Annotated in this window: 4 protein-coding genes; all 4 read right to left on the reverse strand. The window is 68.6% G+C overall.

The window, feature by feature from the left end; translation table 11 throughout:
- Window positions 1-59: 59 nt before the first annotated feature.
- Window positions 60-6620 (reverse strand): ESPR-type extended signal peptide-containing protein, encoded by a 6561-nt coding sequence (locus H7A87_RS16380; RefSeq protein ID WP_119127319.1) that lies wholly within the window; start codon window positions 6618-6620, stop codon window positions 60-62.
- A gap of 542 nt (window positions 6621-7162) precedes the next feature.
- On the reverse strand, window positions 7163-9046 hold the full coding sequence (locus tag H7A87_RS16385) for a S8 family peptidase (RefSeq protein WP_119127963.1): 1884 nt from the start codon (window positions 9044-9046) through the stop codon (window positions 7163-7165).
- Window positions 9047-9133: 87 nt separating this feature from the next.
- On the reverse strand, window positions 9134-13099 hold the full coding sequence (locus H7A87_RS16390; protein WP_119127317.1) for a YadA-like family protein: 3966 nt from the start codon (window positions 13097-13099) through the stop codon (window positions 9134-9136).
- 431 nt (window positions 13100-13530) lie between these two features.
- Window positions 13531-17577: a phosphoribosylformylglycinamidine synthase gene (gene purL, locus H7A87_RS16395; RefSeq protein ID WP_119127315.1), complete on the reverse strand. Its 4047-nt coding sequence runs from the start codon at window positions 17575-17577 to the stop codon at window positions 13531-13533.
- Window positions 17578-17779 lie beyond the last annotated feature (202 nt).

Consider the following 17779-nt stretch of genomic DNA (forward strand, 5'->3'; position numbering starts at 1 on the left):
GGCCTTGCTCTGGCACGGCGGCGCACACCGGCGCCGCCGCGTGTCATGCACCCAGCGGGTTACCAGCCGAAGCCGGCGCCCACACCGATGGAACTGTCGTCACCACTGAGTGCGCCGCCCACCGTCAGCGTGGCGCGCGGGCTGATCGCACGCTGATAGCCCACCGACAACGCCGATTCGCCGTTCTGGAAACCGACGCCGGCACCGACGCGGTTCTGCGTGGCGATGCCACCGACGCTGGCGGCCATGTTCAACATCGCCGAGCTCATCGCACCCTGCCGATCCAGGCGACGGTTCTGCCGGCGCAGACGGTCTTCGATATCGCCCTGGTAGGTCTCGAAGCTGTCGGCCATCGCGCTGTAGCGGCTGTCGGTATAGCTGTTGGCCGCGGCGACGCCGTTGTCCAGCTGGCCCTTGTTGACCGCATCGGTGGCACGCGTGCCGGCGGCCACATTGGCCACCTGACGCTCGCCGCCGACGCTGCCCACCGACACCGTGTTGGCGCGATCGGCAACCGACCCCTGACCCAGGGCCACCGCACCTTGTGCGCTTGCCCGTGCGCCCTGGCCGATCGCCGTGCCGGACGCCGCACTGACCTGCGCGCCTTCGCCCATCGCCACCGCATTGGTCGCCACCGCAGCGATCTGCGTATTGGCGCCGACCGCGGTGCTGCCATCGGCATTGACGCGTGCATTGCTGCCGATCGCAGTGTCGTTGGGGCCATGCGCATACGCGCTGCCGCCGATCGCCGTGCCGGTCACGTGGTTAGCCACTGCCGCCGTGCCGACGGCGGTGGACGCTGCGGCCGGGGTGATGCTGCCGACTACCGCTGCGGTCGGCGTGCCCTGCACGCTGGCGCCGGTATCGGCGACAGCGTTGCTCGATGCAGTCACTGCACTGGTGGCAACAGCCGGCACCGCTGCGGTGCGCAGCGACAGCGTGCGTGCCGCAGTGCTGGCCGTTGCAGTACCGCCACGTGCGTCCAGCTCGGTGACCTTGCTGTCCAACGCGGTCAATGCCGCACCGACGTTGTTGTAGCTGGCACCCTGGATCACGTAGGTCGGCGCGACGAACACGCCTTGCGCACCGATCGCCGCACCACCGCCGAGGAAGCTGGCAGCGTTGCTCAACGACTGGAACAACTGGCCGCCGTTGACTGCATCGGTGCTGGCACTGGCAATCGCGCCGCTGCCGACATTGACGATGCGACGCGTGGCCGGGCCGCCGCGGCCATCGCCGCTACCGACCGACACCACGTTGGCGTCATAGGTGCGCGAGCCCGAGCCCAGCGCCACCGAGTCTGCACCGCTGGCACCGGCATTGGCACCCAGCGCCACCGCATTGGCACCGCTCTGGCGCACGAAGGAGTTGTAGCCCAGTGCCACGCCGTTTTCGCCGATGGAATTGGTCTGCCGGCCCATCGCAGTGCTGTTCACGCCGCTGGCGCTGCTGTCCACGCCCATGGCGCTGGCGCCGGTGGCCGAGGCGCGGCTGCCGGAGGCGATCGCCACGCTGCGTGCGCCACTGGCGGTTGCGCCGGCACCTGCGGCGGTGGCGCGATCACCGGTCGCGGTGGCCACCCCTTCGCCGGTGGTCTGCACCATGCCGGTGGTGGTCTGCACATCGGCCGCCAGCGCATCCAGCTGGCCCTTGTTGACCGCATCGGTCGCCGCCTGGCCGTCGCTGACATTGACGATACGACGGGTGGCCGGGCCGCCGCGGCCATTGCCGCTGCCGATCGACACCGTGTCGGCTTCGTCGCTGCGCGAGCCCGAGCCCAGCGCCACCGAATCGGCACCGGTCGCACCGGCATTGGCACCCAGGGCCACACCGTTGACCGCGCTCTGGCGCACGAACGAGTTGTAGCCCACCGACACCGCGTTCTCGCCAATCACGTTGACCTGTCGGCCGACGCCGGTGCTGTTGATGCCGGTCGCCGATGCGTCCACGCCGACCACGCTGGCACCGACTGCATCGGCGCGGCTGCCGCCACCCAGGGCCAGCGTGTTGTCGGCAAGTGCCGCCGCGCTCTGACCCAGCGCGGTGGCATTGACGCCGTCGGCATAGGAATTCCAGCCGATCGCGGTGGTGTAGTCGGCCGTGGCCCAGGCACCTGCACCCAATGCAGCAGCGCCGGTGCCGGTGGCACGCGCCGGGATGAAGCCGAAGAACGTGCTGCCGCCCACCGCCACGCTTTCGTCGCCGGTGGCTTCGCTGAACTCGCCCACGGCGACCGCGCTTGCACCGGAGGCCAGCGATGCGGCACCGACCGCGGTGCTGTAGTCGCTCGAGGCCACCGCGCCGTAACCCAGCGCCGACGACAGCCGGCCGCTGGATTCGCTGTAGCCACCGAAGGCGGCGCTGCCGACATTGGAGGCGGTGCTGCGGAAACCGGCCGCCGTGGCCTGGTTGTCCGATGCCACTGCCTCGCTGCCGAGCGCGGTGGTATAGGTCGAAACCGCTTGCGCGCCGGCACCGTTTGCGGTGGCGCCGACATCGCTGGCCAGGGCATTGCTGCCGACCGCGCTGCTGTTTTCGCCGGTGGCCTGGGCATTGTTGCCCACCGCCGCCGCGCCGATGCCGCTGGCCAGTGCGCTCACGCCGACCGCCGTTGCGTTATCGACCACCGCCTGCGCGCCTGCGCCCAACGCCGTGGTGCCGGTGCCGGTGGCATTGGCGCCCTCGCCTGCAGCCAGCGCGTTGTCGCCATCCACATAGGCGCCGGCATCGCTGTCGGCGCTGCCGCTGGCCTGGAAGTACTTGCTGGTGGATTGCGCGGTTTCGGCCACGGCGTTGAGCTGGTCCAGATTCACCGCATCGGTGCCCTGCGTACCGGCGGCCACGTTGGTGATCTGACGCTCGTTACCGGCGCTGCCCACCGAGACCGCAAAATCGCGATCGGCCACCGAATCGGCGCCCAGCGCCACGCTGCTTTCGCCGGTGGATTCGGCGAAATTGCCGAGTGCGGTGCTGTTGAGGCCAGGCGCCCATGCAGCGCCGCCGAGCGCGGTGGAGAAGTCGCCGGAGGCTTCGGTCGGCAGCAGGCCGAGCAAGGCGCCACCGACCGACACGCTGTTGTAGCCGCTGGCCACGCTGCCCTGGCCGGCCGCAACGCTGTAGTCGCCGGTTGCGGTGGCATCGCCACCCACGGCCACGGTACTGGAGCCGCTGGCGGTGCTGAAATTGCCCAGCGCGGTGCTGTTGAACCCGGTCGCGCTGGAATAGCCGCCCAGGGCGGTGGAGTAGTTGGAGGTGGCCTCGGCGCCGAAGCCGAACGCCGCCGCGCTGGTGCCATCGGCCACGCTTTCTGCGCCGACCGCGGTGGCCGAATCGCCACTGGCGCTGGCGAAATAGCCCACTGCGGTGGTTTCGCTGCCATCGGCCACGCTCAGCGTGCCGGCCGCCAGCGACCCATCGCCATAGGCGCCTGCCGCCGCACCCAGCGCGGTGCTCTGCGCGCCGGCGGCTTCGCTTTCGCCACCCACGGCCACGGCGTAATCACCGCTGGCCTGGCTGAAGGCGCCGCTGGCCACACTGCCGTAGCCGCTGGCGGCGGCGTTGTAGCCGGCCGCATCGGCGTACTGCGCGGTGGCGCTGGCACCGCTGCCGATGGCGACCGCGCCGATCGCGGTGGCCTGGCTGCTGGAGCCGAACGCGCTGCTGTAATCGCCATCGGCGGTGGCGTTGGACCCGGCCGCGATGGCGTCCTCGCCCTGCGCATCGGCAGTGCCGGTGCCGGTACCGGTAAACAGGCGCGCAGTGGTTTGGGCGGTCTCGCCGACCGCGTTGAGCTGGTCCAGGTTCACCGCGTCGGTGCCTTCGGTACCGGCGGCGACATTGGTGACCTGGCGCTCGCCACCGACGCTGCCCACCGACACCGTATTGGCGCGATCGGCAACTGCGCCGGCGCCCAGAGCTACGCTGTTTTGCGCGGACGCAAGCGCGTTGCTACCAATGGCCACGCTCTGCGCGCCATCGGCCTGCGCTTCCCAGCCCAGCGCAGCGCTTTCATCGCCTACCGCGGCAGATTCGCTGCCAAGTGCAATGGCACGCGCGCCCCACCCGTTGGCGAACGCACCCATCGCCACCGAGGCGGTGTCGGCGGCGAAGGCATTGGGGCCCACTGCGGTGCTGTCGTAGCCATAGGCCGAACTCTCGATGCCGATCGCGGTGCTGCCATCGCCCCAGGCGACGCTGGCCATGCCCAGCGCAGTGGCCGAGCCGCCGTTGGCGATGCTTTCATAGCCGATCGCTGTCGAGTAGCGTCCGTTGGAGATGCTGTTGCCGCCGACGGCGGTGCTGAAATATCCCGATGCATTGCTGTCGCCGCCGAGCGCGGTGGCGTAGTCGTCACCGGCGCTGCTGTTGAAGCCCACCGCCGTGGCATTGGCGATGCTGGCGTTGGCATTGCTGCCGACCGCCGTCGTGCCCAGCGCGGAGGCCTGGCTGCTCGCACCGAGCGCAATGCTGTCGTCGCCCGACGCGTTACTGGCGCCACCCAGCGCAACGGTGCGCTCGCCGAAGGCACTGCTGTTTGCGCCGATCGCAGTGGATGCGCTACCGCCGGCGGCGGCATTGGCGCCGAAAGCGGCGCTGTCATCGCCGAACGCGACGCTTGCACCGCCCACGGCCGTACTGGTGTCGCCGAAGGCCACGCTGCCCGCCCCCAGCGCAGTGGAGTCGGCGGCGTTGGCAATGCTCTCGTAACCCAGTGCGGTCGCGCCGCTGGCGGTGGCCTGGCTTGCGCCGCCCACTGCGGTGCTGGACTCGCCCGACGCGCTGCTGGTGGCACCAAGCGCAGTGGCGTTGTCGGCGACTGCATTGCTGTTGAAACCGAGCGCGCTTGCATTCTCGCCGGTCGCGATGGCGCCGCTGCCGAGCGCGGTGCTGCCCTGCGCGGATGCCTGGCTGGTCGAACCGAATGCAGCGCTGTAGTCACCCGTTGCCGATGCATTGGAACCGCCCGCAACACTGTCGATGCCTTCAACAATCGCGGTGCCATCGCCGGTGGCCACGAACGTGCGCGCGGTGGTGGAAGCAACGTCGGACACGGCGGTGAGCTGGTCGAGATTGACCGCATCGCTGCCCTCGGTACCGGCGGCGACATTGGTGATCTGGCGCTCATCGCCGGCCGCGCCAACGGACACGGTGTTGGCGCGCGTGGCAATCGAATTGGCGCCCAACGCAACCGAGTTGGCGCCGCGTGCGGTGCTGTAGTAACCCAGCGCCGTGCTCAGCTCGCCGCTGGCCCAGGATTCCGGGCCGACTGCCGTGGCACCTTCGCCGGGTGCATAGGCGAAGTAACCCACCGCGGTGGCTTCGGTGCCGGAGGCTTCACTGAGCACGCCGACGGCGGTGGTGTAGGTGCCCGATGCGATCGCCCCGGCGCCGAGCGCAGTGGACGCTTCGCCGCTGGCCTGGGTCTGCACGAAGAAACCCAGACCCGGGACGTAATCGACCGGACCACCGACTGCGGTGCTGCTGGTGCCGCTGGCGCTGGTCTGCGTGCCCACGGCGGTGGCGTAATCGCCTGCCGCATTGGCAACCGCACCGAACGCGGACGACTGCGCACCGGCCGCATACGCGCCGACGCCGAACGACGAGGCCGCGAAGCCATCGGCATTGGCGCTGGCACCGACCGCGGTTCCGCCGACGCCGGCACTGGTGGCACCGGTGGTGACCGGCACGCCGCCGTTGGTGACCAACGGCTCGCCGTCTTCGTCCACCGCAGCGCCGCCGACGGCCACGCTGCCGGGGCCGTTGGCCTGCGCGTTGTGGCCGAATGCCGCGCTGTTCTGCCCGGAGGCGAGCGCATTGGCACCGACCGCGGTGGCATTGTCGGCCACCGCATTGGCACCGGTTCCCAGCGCAGTGGTCGCCGTGCCCGTGGCATTGGCGGCATCGCCGGCAGCCAGCGCGCTGTCGCCGTCGACATAGGCGCCGACGCTGTCTTCGCCCGGGGTCGCCTTGAAGAACGTGGCGGTGTCTTCGGCCACGTCGGCTACGTCGCGCAACTGCGCCACGTTGACCGCGTCGGTGGCGTTGACGCCGGCGCTGACGTTGGTGATGCGGCGCGTGGCCGGGCCACCGCGGCCATTGCCGCTGCCGACCGACACCACATCGTCCTCGTGGGTGCGCGAGCCTGCGCCCAGCGCCACCGAGTTGGCACCGGTCACGCCGGCGTTGGCGCCCAGCGCCACGCCGTTTTCGCCGCTCTGGCGCACGAAGCTGTTGTAGCCGATGGCCACCGCGTTCTCGCCGATCGCATTGGTCTGGCGGCCGATCGCGCTGCTGTTGACGCCGCTGGCGCTGCTGTCGGCACCGGTGGCGAGCGCGCCGGTCGCGCTGGCGCGACTCCCGGCACCGATGGCGGTGGCGTTGGCGGCAGGTGCCGACGCACCGCGACCGACTTCGACCGATTGCGCCACTGCGGAAAGGGGGATGGCGATGCCGGCGCTACCCAGCGCCAGGGCGATCGCGGCAACCAGGCAACGGCTCTGGCGGCGGTCGATGAATGCGGCGGTGCTCACTGCGCCCGGGCTGTCGCCGCTGGCCAACTCCGATGCCACGGCCCACACGCCTAACGATTTGTTCCAGACCTTGCGATAAATCCGATTCATCGACGCCCTGCTCCTGAATGTTGGGACTGGTTTTTTTGACAAACACCCACCGTCGCGAGGCCGTCAGCCACTGCGATCCCCGTGGTGATTGGCGCCATGGGCCAACTGGCGGTGCGCGGAAAGCGGCACCCTGGATAGTCAAAAAGTGAACGCTACCCAACCATAGAACTGGGCGAAGTGTTAACAGCGGTCAAATCGGGCGTCAAGTTTTTGACAGAAAGCGAAGCTGAGCGTGCTTTTCATCACACTTCGGCTTGCGTTTATTAGTTTTTTGATAATTCTTTGGAAAACAGCGATCTAGATCATGTCCCGCGAGACATTTGAAAGCTGAATACGGATGTCTGCAGCAGACAAAAAAGCCCGCTGGCAGGACGCCAGCAGGCTTGGTTGCGCAAAACCGCGCGCGAAACAGGTCAGGAACCGCGCCAGCGCGTCCCGCGCCGACGCTTCAGGCCACGACGCCTCGCAATGCGGCCGCTCTCATCCGCATCATCGCGCCAAGAAACCGGCGGCAGCGCCCTCTGGCGCCACCGCGTGTCGGATCACTGGCGCGCCAACAGGCTCACCCCATCGAAGCTGCTGCCATCGAGCCGGATGAAATAGGTTCCGGCACGCGGTGCGGTGAAGCGCACCGTCTGGCTGGTCCCGCTGCGGCTGGACATGCCGTCGTTGTCGGTTGCGGTCGGCGCGCGGCCCATGGCGACATACAGCGCCGCCTGCCCGCTGCCGCCGAAGCTGACGAAGCTCAGCACCGCACCCGCATTCGCTTCGAAGGCGAAGACGCCGGCATCGCCGGCCACATTGGACAGACCGCGCTCGGGCACGCTGTTGCGCAGCGTCTGCGCGTCCAGCTGGCAGCCCAGGTCGCCGCTGGCGCAACGGCGCAGTGCCCGATCGATGGCCGCGCCGGCATCCACGATGCCGCTACCGGCCGGCGTGCTCAACGGCAACTGCACGGGGAACGCGCGCGCACTGCGCTTGAGCAGGCGTTCCAGTGCCGCGGGTGTCAGCGGCGGCTTGCCGTCGGCGATCAGGGCGCTCTGCACCAGCGCGGCCGTCCCCGCCACATGCGGCGCGGCCATCGAGGTTCCGGCAAAGCCAGGCCCGAGATAGGCGAATTGGCCGGACGTGGGCGTGGTCTTGCCGGTGTAACCGGTCTGCCAGATCCAGCTGCCGATCGGGCCGTCGTACAAGGTGTCGGTTTCCAGATCGCGCGCGCCGCCGCCGGGCGCAGCCAGATCGATCAAGCTGCCGAAATTGCTGTAGTACGCCAACCCGCCGGTCAGGCGGGTGGCCGCCACCGACACCACGTTGGCGCAGTTGGCCGGCACGGCACTGGACACGTCCGCGCCATCATTGCCGGCCGCCACCACCACGGTGGTGCCACGCGACACCGCAGCGTTGATCGCCGCCTGCGTGACCGAATCGCAGGGGCCAACGCCGCCCAGGCTCATGTTGATGATTTCCGCCGGGTTGCGATTGTCCGGCACGCCATCCACATGGCCGCCCGACGCCCACACGATGGCATCGGTGATGTCCGAGGACGAACCGCCGCAATGACCCAGCACGCGTAACGGCAGCACCTTGGCCTTGTAGGCCACACCGGCACCGCCAATGCCGTTGCCGGTGGCTTCGGCAATCGTGCCGGCCACATGCGTGCCGTGCCAGGAACTGTCGCGGGCCGCTGAAAAAATGCCGCATTCGCCGTCCGTTGCTTCCCAATCCCCGTAATCCAGCGCGCCCGGCGCACGCGCGTCGGTGGCGCGTCGCGACCTGTCGGCGTTGGTGATGAAGTCGTAGCCCTGCAGCAGGTTGCCGGCCAGATCCGGGTGCCCCGGCAAGATGCCGGTATCGATCACCGCCACGACCACGCCTTCGCCCTGGGCGGTGGCCCAGGCCGCCGGCGCATCGATGCCGCCAACCGGATCGGTGAGATGCCATTGATTGTCCGCCAGCAGCGGGTCGTCGGGCAGGCTGCCACCGCTGTTCTGCAACGGATACATGCGCGTGTCGATCTGCGCGTACTCCACTGCAGGATCCGCCTGCAGTTCGCGCACCAGGCGGTCGGCGTCACTGCGGCTGAGCTGTGCGGGCAACCTGATCAACTCACTGCCCACCGCCAGCGTACGCACATGCGTCGGCGCGGTTTGCGTGCCGCTGCGCGCGGCCGGCACCAGGCGCACTGCCGCGCGCGATGCCGCCGCGGCGATCGTGGCCACCGACGCAGTGCCGACACTGCGCGCGCTCACCCGGCCACTGCGATAGTTGACGATGATGCTGTCGACCGGGGCGTCGCGCATGGCCTGCTGACGTTGCGCAGTGCGCACGCCGAAATCCGGCGTGGCCGCAGTGGCGATGCCGCTGGCGAGCGACAGGACGGCACTGCAGGCGATGGCGAGCGTTCGGGAACGATGGGTCTGAATCACGATGACGTCCTCTTCAAGATGAAATGCAAAGCAAATGAGTGAGCACGCAGCGGCCATACGCGCGCCGCTGCAACGGCAAGGCCTGCGTTACCAGCCGAAGCCGGCGCCCAGGCCGATCGACCTGTCGTCACCACTGAGCGCGCCGCCCACCGTCAGCGTGGCGCGCGGGCTGATCGCACGCTGGTAGCCCACCGACAACGCCGATTCGCCGTTCTGGAAACCGACGCCGGCACCGACGCGGTTCTGCGTGGCGATGCCACCGACGCTGGTGGCCATGTTCAACATCGCCGAGCTCATCGCACCCTGCCGATCCAGGCGACGGTTCTGCCGACGCAGACGGTCCTCGATGTCGCCCTGGTAGGTTTCGAAGCTGTCGGCCATCGCGCTGTAGCGGCTGTCGGTATAGCTGTTGGCCGCGGCGACGCCGTTGTCCAGCTGGCCCTTGTTGACCGCATCGGTGGCACGCGTGCCGGCGGCCACATTGGCCACCTGACGCTCGCCGCCGACGCTGCCCACCGACACCGTGTTGGCGCGATCGGCAACCGACCCCTGACCCAGGGCCACCGCACCTTGTGCGCTTGCCCGTGCGCCCTGGCCGATCGCCGTGCCGGAGGCCGCGCTGACCTGCGCGCCTTCGCCCATGGCCACCGCATTGGTCGCCACCGCGGCAATCTGCGTATTGGCGCCGACCGCGGTGCTGCCATCGGCATTGACGCGTGCGTTGCTGCCAATCGCAGTGTCGTTGGGGCCATGCGCATAGGCGCTGCCGCCGATCGCCGTGCCGGTCACGTGGTTGGCCACTGCCGCCGTGCCGACGGCGGTGGACGTTGCGGCCGGGGTGATGCTGCCGACCACCGCTGCGGTCGGCGTGCCCTGCACCGCGTTGCCTGCATCCAGCGCGCTGGCCGTTGCAGCAACCGACGACGCCGAACTTTCTGGCATGCCGTCGGTGGCCAGCGCTGTTGCCTGCAGGCCATCGTCTGTCGCATCCGCCGTGGTGGCGACAGTCGAGGCGTCCGCAACTGGTGAAGGCGCCGCTGCCACACGCGCAGCGCTTGAACGTGCGGCAGTGCCGGAGGTGGCCGCTCCACCTCGCGCATCCAGCTCGCTGACCTTGCTGTCCAGCGCAGTCAGCGCCTCGCCCACATTGCGGTAACTGCTGCCCTGGATCACGTAGGTCGGTGCCACGAACACCCCTTGCGCACCGATCGCCGCGCCACCGCCGAGGAAGCTGGCAGCGTTGCTCAACGACTGGAACAACTGGCCGCCGTTGATCGCATCGGTACTGGCACTGGCAATCGCGCCGCTGCCGACATTGACGATGCGACGCGTGGCCGGGCCGCCGCGGCCATTGCCGTTGCCCACCGACACCACGTTGGCCTCGTAGCTGCGCGAGCCCGCGCCCAGTGCCACCGAATCGGCACCACTGGCACCGGCATCGGCACCGAGTGCGACAGCGTTACTGCCCCCTTGCCGAGTAAAGGCGTTGTAGCCCATCGCCAGACTGTTGTTGCCCAGCGCATTGGATTGCACGCCCAGTGCCATCGCCGCGCTGCCCGCCTCACCGACGAACACGCCGACGCTGGCATTGCGCCCGATCGCGATCGCGTCGGGCGCATCCGCCCTGGCGTTGGTTCCCAGGGCGATATTGTCGCCATGGAGGATCGACGTATTGGCGCCGCTGCCGATCGCAATGCTCCTGCTGGAGGTGGCGCGCGCGTCGTAGCCGATGCTGATCCCCTCAACGCCCTCGGCAGATGCCAGCGCCCCCAGCGCCACCGTGCGCGGCGCGAACGACGCTGCACTATGGCCGATCGCCACCGCATCGGCGTTGGTGTCGTTGGAGAACACATTGGCGTTGTAGCCCAGCGCAACGGCGTAATCGCCGTCGCTTCGCGCGCCGGCGCCGATGGCAACGCCACCGACCCGGAAGGCACCTGCCGACCTGAGTGTGGAGCTGATCAGTGACATTCCGCCAAGCGTCACGCTGCGCTCGCCAGCGGCAACCGCCAGACTGCCCACGGCCACACTGCCCTCGCCAAGACTGGAGGCGTTGAAGCCCACCGCCGTGGTCATGCTCGCGTTGGCCAGCGCACCGAAGCCGAAGGCCGACGCCGCCGCACTGCGGGCGCTCGAAAAGGCGCCCACCGCAGTGGCCACATCATCCTGCGCACGGGCGCTGAATCCGGCCGCCATCGATTGCTCGCCACTGGCCGCGGCCCCCGTGCCGACCGCAGTGGCGAAGCTGCGCTGGGCAATGGCCGCGCTGCCCAGCGCCACCGCGCCGCGCGCCTGGGCCGAGGCACCCTGTTCCTGCGCGCCGACGATCGAGCCCGCCGCATCGAACACCGGCACGGACGCCACGCCGCCCACTGCAACGGCCGAGGCATCGGCCGCGCTGGCGTTGCGGCCGACAGCCACGGTATCGCGCCCCAGCGCCAGGCTGCCCGAGCCCAGCGCATTGGCGCCGTCGCCGATCGCGTTGCTGGCGCTCCCCAAGGCCAGCGCATTGAGTCCGTCGACATGGGCAGCGGCTTCGTCCGTATCGGTCTTGCCAATGGCCAGCGTGCTGTCGAGCCGATTGGTGATCGCACGCACGCTGTCGAGTTGGGCCAAATTGACCGCATCGTTGGCTTCGGTGCCGGCCGCCACGCTGGTGATCTGCCGCACCAAACCCGCCTGCACATCGCCCACCGACACCGTGTTGCTGCGGTACGCGTAGGAATGTGCGCCCAGTGCGACGGCACTGGATGCCGAACGGTTCCAGGCATCGTCGACAAAATCGCCCACGCGCGCGCCATAGCCGATCGCCAGCGCATCGATGCCATTGGTCTGGGAATCTGCACCGATCGCGGTGTTGTTGCCGTTGAACCACGAGGTGGCCGCGCGCGCGCCCAAGGCGATACTGTTTTCCAGGTAGGCCGTGCTGTCGTGACCGATCGCGATGCCGCCATCGCCCATGGTCAATGCAAAACCACCCAGCGATACCGTGCGTGGCGCGAACGAACCGGCGCTGTGGCCGATCGCCACGGAATCGGTATTGCCAGGCCGATTCGGAAAGATGTTGGAATCGTAGCCAATGGCAATCGCATAGTCGGACTGGCTCTGCGCACCTGCGCCGAGCGCGATGCCGCCTGTTCCGGTGGCGGCGGTGATCGAGCCGAAGTTGCTGATGCCACCCACCACCACACTTTGCACCCCGCTGGCCAGTGCGGTATCGCCCACTGCAATACTGCTACTGCCTTCGCTGCGCGCCCGGTAACCGAAGGCGGTGGACGTATCTCCGCTGGCACGCGAACTGTAGCCGCCGGCGGTGGACAGAAAACCACTGGCCGTGGACAGACCGCCCACCGCGGTGGCGCCGTCGTTGCCGGTCTGCGCGCGATACCCCACCGCCGTGCCCTGCACGCCGATGGCGCTGGCGCCGCTGCCCAGGGCGCTGGAAAACGGATCGCCGGCCAGTGCACCACCGCCGATGGCCGTCGCCCCCACCCCGGACGCTTGCGTGGCCTGTTCGCGTTGCCCGATGACAAAACCGAATGCGTCGTAGTCGTAGACCGTTGCCACGCCGCCAATGGCGGTTGCCGATTCCCCGGCGGCCGACACGTTGTGCCCGATCGCGGTGGCGTCGCGCTCCAGCGCCAGGCTTCCGCCACCGAACGCACTGGTGCCATCGCCCAGCGCATTGCTTGCATTGCCCAGTGCCAACGCATCCTGCCCATCCGCAAACCCCGGTGCATCGGTATCGGCCGCAGGCGTTGCGGTCACCTGCGCGCTCGCGGTTGCAGGCACTACGTCGTTGCGGGTCGCCGCATCGGTGTCGCAACGTTGCCGGCCCTCGACCACCGTGCAATGCGCAAGCGCATCGGCATGCGTGGTGGCCTGGGCAGCTGCGGCCACGCCGGCAAGTGCCAGCAGCATCGCTGCCGCCAGCCTGCCGCGCGCGTGCACCGGCGATCGATTCAACCGCTGATTCCCCACATCGCAGGCAAGCCTGCCCGTTCGGCAATGGGCATGCTGCCCACCGCCGGCATCCAAGTACATTGGTTTCATCGACGACTTACTCCCCATTGGTCTGGTGTAAAAACCGACCACCGCGCGATTGCATCGCACGGTCCCCCTGAGGTTTATATAAAATGCACTCGCACTGCGTCTGCGCCGGAGATTACCCGCGCAAAAGAACCCACGAATCGCGACATAAAGTGCTGCAGAAACGCCATGAATCAATGATTCAAAACGTGGTCTGAATCTATTGAAAAACCAAAGATTCAATTGGGATTGACATCACACAAGCAGCATCACCATATACCGCGAGTAAATAACTAGTAGTTTTTATAGTGACGTAAAGCAAACCATGTCCCGGCGTTGATTACTTACTTTCTTGCAGGACCAGAAACGACAACGGCCGTGTGCATCGCTGCACACGGCCGTCCAATGGCACCGTTGGTACGGCGCTTCAGCTCATGCCGTACCGCGCCACATCATCAACCGCACCAGACCCGCGCATTGCGGAACATGCGCAGCCACGGCGAGTCCTCACCCCAGTCGGCCGGGTGCCAGCTCAGGTTTGCCGTGCGCGGGGTGCGCTCCGGATGCGGCATCAGAATGGTGGCGCGACCGTCGGTGCTGGTCAGCCCGGTGATGCCGTCCGGCGAGCCGTTCGGATTGAGCGGGTACTGCGAGGCCACCGCGCCATCGCCATCAATGAAGCGCAGGGCCACACGTGCAGCGGCCTGATCCACCACGGTGTCGAACTCGGCGCGGCCTTCGCCATGCGCCACCGCCACCGGAATCCGCGAGCCGGCCATGCCGCGCAGGAAGATCGACGGCGACTCCACCACTTCCAGCAAGGCGGTGCGCGCTTCGAACTGCTCGCTGCGATTGCGCAGGAACCGCGGCCAATGCTCGGCACCGGGAATGATGTCCTTGAGCTGGCTGAGCATCTGGCAGCCGTTGCACACGCCCAGCGCGAAGGTGTCGCTGCGCGCGAAGAACGCGGCGAACGCATCGCGCAAGGCCGACCGTTCCAGGATCGAGGTGGCCCAACCGCGGCCGGCACCCAGCACGTCGCCGTAGCTGAAGCCGCCGCAGGCGGCAAACCCGGAGAACTGCGCCAGATCCACCCGGCCTTCGATCAGGTCGCTCATGTGCACGTCGAATGCACGGAAACCGGCGCGCTCGAAGTTGTAGGCCATCTCGATCTGCCCGTTGACGCCCTGCTCGCGCAGGATCGCCACCTTGGGCCGCGCACCGGTCGCCACGAAGGGCGCGGCCACGTCTTCGGACGGATCGAACACCAGCTTCGGACGCAATCCCGGCGCCTGGAAGTCGCGCGCCTGCGCGCGCTCCTCGTCGGCCGTTTCCGGGTTGTCGCGCAACTTCTGCATGGCGTGGCTCACCGACCACCAGGCATCGAACAAGGCTTCCCAACGCCACTCGGCCAGCACGCGGCCCTGCCCGCTCACGCGGATGCGCGGCGCGCCGGTGGGACGTGCGATGCGCTGCGCGCATTCGGTCAAGGCATGCCGCTCGACCAGATCGGCGAACGCGGCGCGATCCTCGTTGGCGATCTGCACCACCGCGCCCAGTTCTTCGTTGAACAGGCTGCGAAACGCGTCGTCGCCCCAGGCATCGAGCGTGATATCCAGGCCCTGGCGCGAGGCGAACGCCATTTCGCACAGTGCCGCAAACGCACCGCCATCGCTGCGGTCGTGATACGCCAGCAACAGGCCACTCTCGCGCGCGGCGCGGATCAGTTCAAAGAAACTGCGCAGCCGCTGCGCATCGTCCAGATCCGGCACCTCGCCGCCGAATGCCGGTAGCGCGGCATCGTCGGCATACACCTGCGCCAGCACCGAGCCACCCAGACGCTGCTTGCCGCCGCCCAACCCGATCAACCACAGCTCGCTCTCTTCGTCGCTACGCAACAGCGGCGTCAACTGCGTGCGGACATCGGCGACAGGTGCGAACGCACTGATGATCAGCGAGACCGGTGAAACGCTCTTGCGCGTTCCACCGGGAATGGGGAGTGGGGAATCGGGAATGGTGGAAGCTGCGGGCTGCGACGTTTCGTCATTCCCGATTCCCGATTCCCCATTCCCGACAACCCACTGCGCCTGCATCGACAGCGAGTCCTTGCCCACCGGTACGCTCAGCTCGAGCGCCGGGCACAGCTCCATGCCGATCGCGCGCACCGCGTCGTACAGCAAGGCGTCTTCGCCGGCATGACCGGCCGCGGCCATCCAGTTGGCCGAGAGCTTGATGCTGTCCAGCGTCTGCACCGGGGCGGCGCACAGGTTGGTGATCGCCTCGCCCACCGCCATGCGCGCCGACGCGGCGGCGTTCAACAACGCCAGCGGGGTGCGCTCGCCGATCGACATCGCTTCGCCGGCGAAGGTATCGAAGCCAGCCAGGGTGATCGCACAATCGGCCAGCGGCAGCTGCCACGGGCCGATCATCTGCTCGCGCGCGGTCAGGCCACCCACGCTGCGGTCGCCGATGGTGACCAGAAAGCTCTTGGACGCCACCGTGGGATGCGCCAGCACGCGCAGGCCAGCCTGCTGCAGATCCAGCGCGGCGGTCTGCAGCACCGGCCATTGCGGCGCCGGCGGATGCACCGCATCGCGATGCATCTTCGGCGCCTTGCCGAAGAGCACGTCCATCGGCAAATCAATCGGCAGCTGGGAATCGGGAGTGGGGAATGGGGAATGGTGAGAAGCGGCATCGGCAACCGGCAGTGCGCCGTTACCATTCCCGATTCCCAACTCCCCATTCCCGGCGTCGAAGACGCCGTAGCCGACCACCAGCCGCTCCTCGGCCGTGGCCACGCCGACGGCGGCAAACGGGCAGCGCTCGCGCGCGCAGATCGCGGCGAATTCGTCCAGGCGCGCCTGCGGTACGCCCAGCACGTAGCGCTCTTGCGATTCGTTGCACCACAGTTCCAGCGGCGACAGCGAGGGGTCGTCGGTGAGCACGCGGCCCAGGTCGATGATGCCGCCCACGCCCGAATCGTGCAGCAACTCGGGAATGGCGTTGGACAGGCCGCCCGCGCCCACGTCATGGAACCAGCGGATCGGGTTGTCGGTGCCCAGCGCCACGCAGCGGTCGATGACCTCCTGGCAGCGGCGCTCCATCTCCGGGTTCTCGCGCTGCACGCTGGCGAAATCCAGTGCCTCGGCGCTGTCGCCGGCGGCCACCGAACTGGCCGCACCGCCGCCCAGGCCGATCAGCATCGCCGGGCCGCCCAGCACGATCACCGCATCGCCGGGCTGCAGGCGCAGCTTCTCGACCTGGTTGCGATCGATCGCGCCCAGGCCACCGGCCAGCATGATCGGCTTGTCGTAGGCACGGGTCAGGCCCTGCCCTTCGGCAAGCTCGAAGCTGCGGAAATAGCCCAGCAGGTTCGGCCGGCCGAATTCGTTGTTGAACGCGGCGCCGCCGAGCGGGCCGTCGAGCATGATGTCCAGCGCCGGGGCCATGCGCGGGTTCAGCGCGCGCGGCGCCTCCCAGGGCTGCGGCAGGGTCGGGATGCGCAGGTGCGAGACCGTGAACCCGGTCAGGCCGGCCTTGGGCTTGCCGCCGCGGCCGGTGGCGCCTTCGTCGCGGATCTCGCCGCCGGCACCGGTGGCGGCGCCGGGGAATGGCGCGATCGCGGTCGGGTGGTTATGCGTTTCCACCTTGATCGCAAACGCCGACGGCAGCACCGCCTCGGCGCGGTACTCGCCGCTGGCCGGATCCGGCCGATAGCGCGCGGCCGGCACGCCTTCCACCACCGCTGCGTTGTCGCTGTAGGCCGACAGGGTGTGCTGCGGGGTCTGCTGGTGGGTGTGCTTGATCATGCGGAACAGCGAACGTTCCTGCGGCTTGCCGTCGATGGTCCAGCTGGCGTTGAAGATCTTGTGCCGGCAGTGCTCGGAGTTGGCCTGGGCAAACATCATCAGCTCGACATCGGCCGGGTCGCGGCCCAGCTCGGCGAAGCGTTCGCGCAGGTAGTCGATCTCGTCCTGCGCCAGGGCCAGGCCCAGGTCGCGGTTGGCCTGCTCCAGCGCCGCCAGCGGCACGCGCTGCAACTGCCCGCGATCGGGCACGTTGAACAGCGCCTCGGCGGCCGCGGCCGAGCCAAGCAGCGACTGCGTCATCGGGTCGTGCAGCAGCTTGGCCACGGCGGCCTGCATCGCGTCGTCGGCCGGCCAGCCGGCCAGATCGATGCGGGTGCCGCGCTCCACGCGCTGGATCGGCTGCCCGGCCCCGCGCACCAGTTCGGTGGCCTTGCTCGACCATGGCGACAGCGTGCCCAGGCGCGGCACCACGTAACGCGAGGAAGCCTCCTCGGCCCGCGGCGCGGGGGCGGCTTCGGCCTGCAGGATCCGCTGCAAGGTGGCCTGGTCGGGCGCTTGCCCGGCCTCGGCGCGGATGAAATAGACGTGCCAGGCGCCGGTAATGCGCAGCGCGGGAACGAGGGTTTGCAGGCGGGTTTCGAGCCGAGCGCGGCGGAACGGCGAAAGGGCGGAAGCGCCCTCGAGGACCATCATGTCCGGGGAACCGTGTCAGAAACGGGGCTGCAGATTGTAACGGAGCTGATGCGTCGGCGCCGGACCCGGGATGTGGCGGCCAGCGATCCGTGCGGTGGTGATTCGCACCGCCCGGCGCGGATTCGGCACGTTCCGGCCAGATGCGGCAGCGGCAGCGGCGGATGGCGATGCCGACCCGGATTCGCACGCACACCTGCCTTGG

This window comes from Xanthomonas sp. CPBF 426, assembly GCF_903989465.1.
In the GTDB taxonomy this organism is placed as follows: Bacteria; Pseudomonadota; Gammaproteobacteria; order Xanthomonadales; family Xanthomonadaceae; genus Xanthomonas; species Xanthomonas euroxanthea.

Coding starts and splice junctions, on each gene's coding strand:
- H7A87_RS16380 (WP_119127319.1), bottom strand. CDS start 6,620: ATGAATCGGATTTATCGCAAGGTCTGGAACAAATCGTTAGGCGTGTGG.
- H7A87_RS16390 (WP_119127317.1), bottom strand. CDS start 13,099: ATGAAACCAATGTACTTGGATGCCGGCGGTGGGCAGCATGCCCATTGC.
- purL (WP_119127315.1), bottom strand. CDS start 17,577: ATGATGGTCCTCGAGGGCGCTTCCGCCCTTTCGCCGTTCCGCCGCGCT.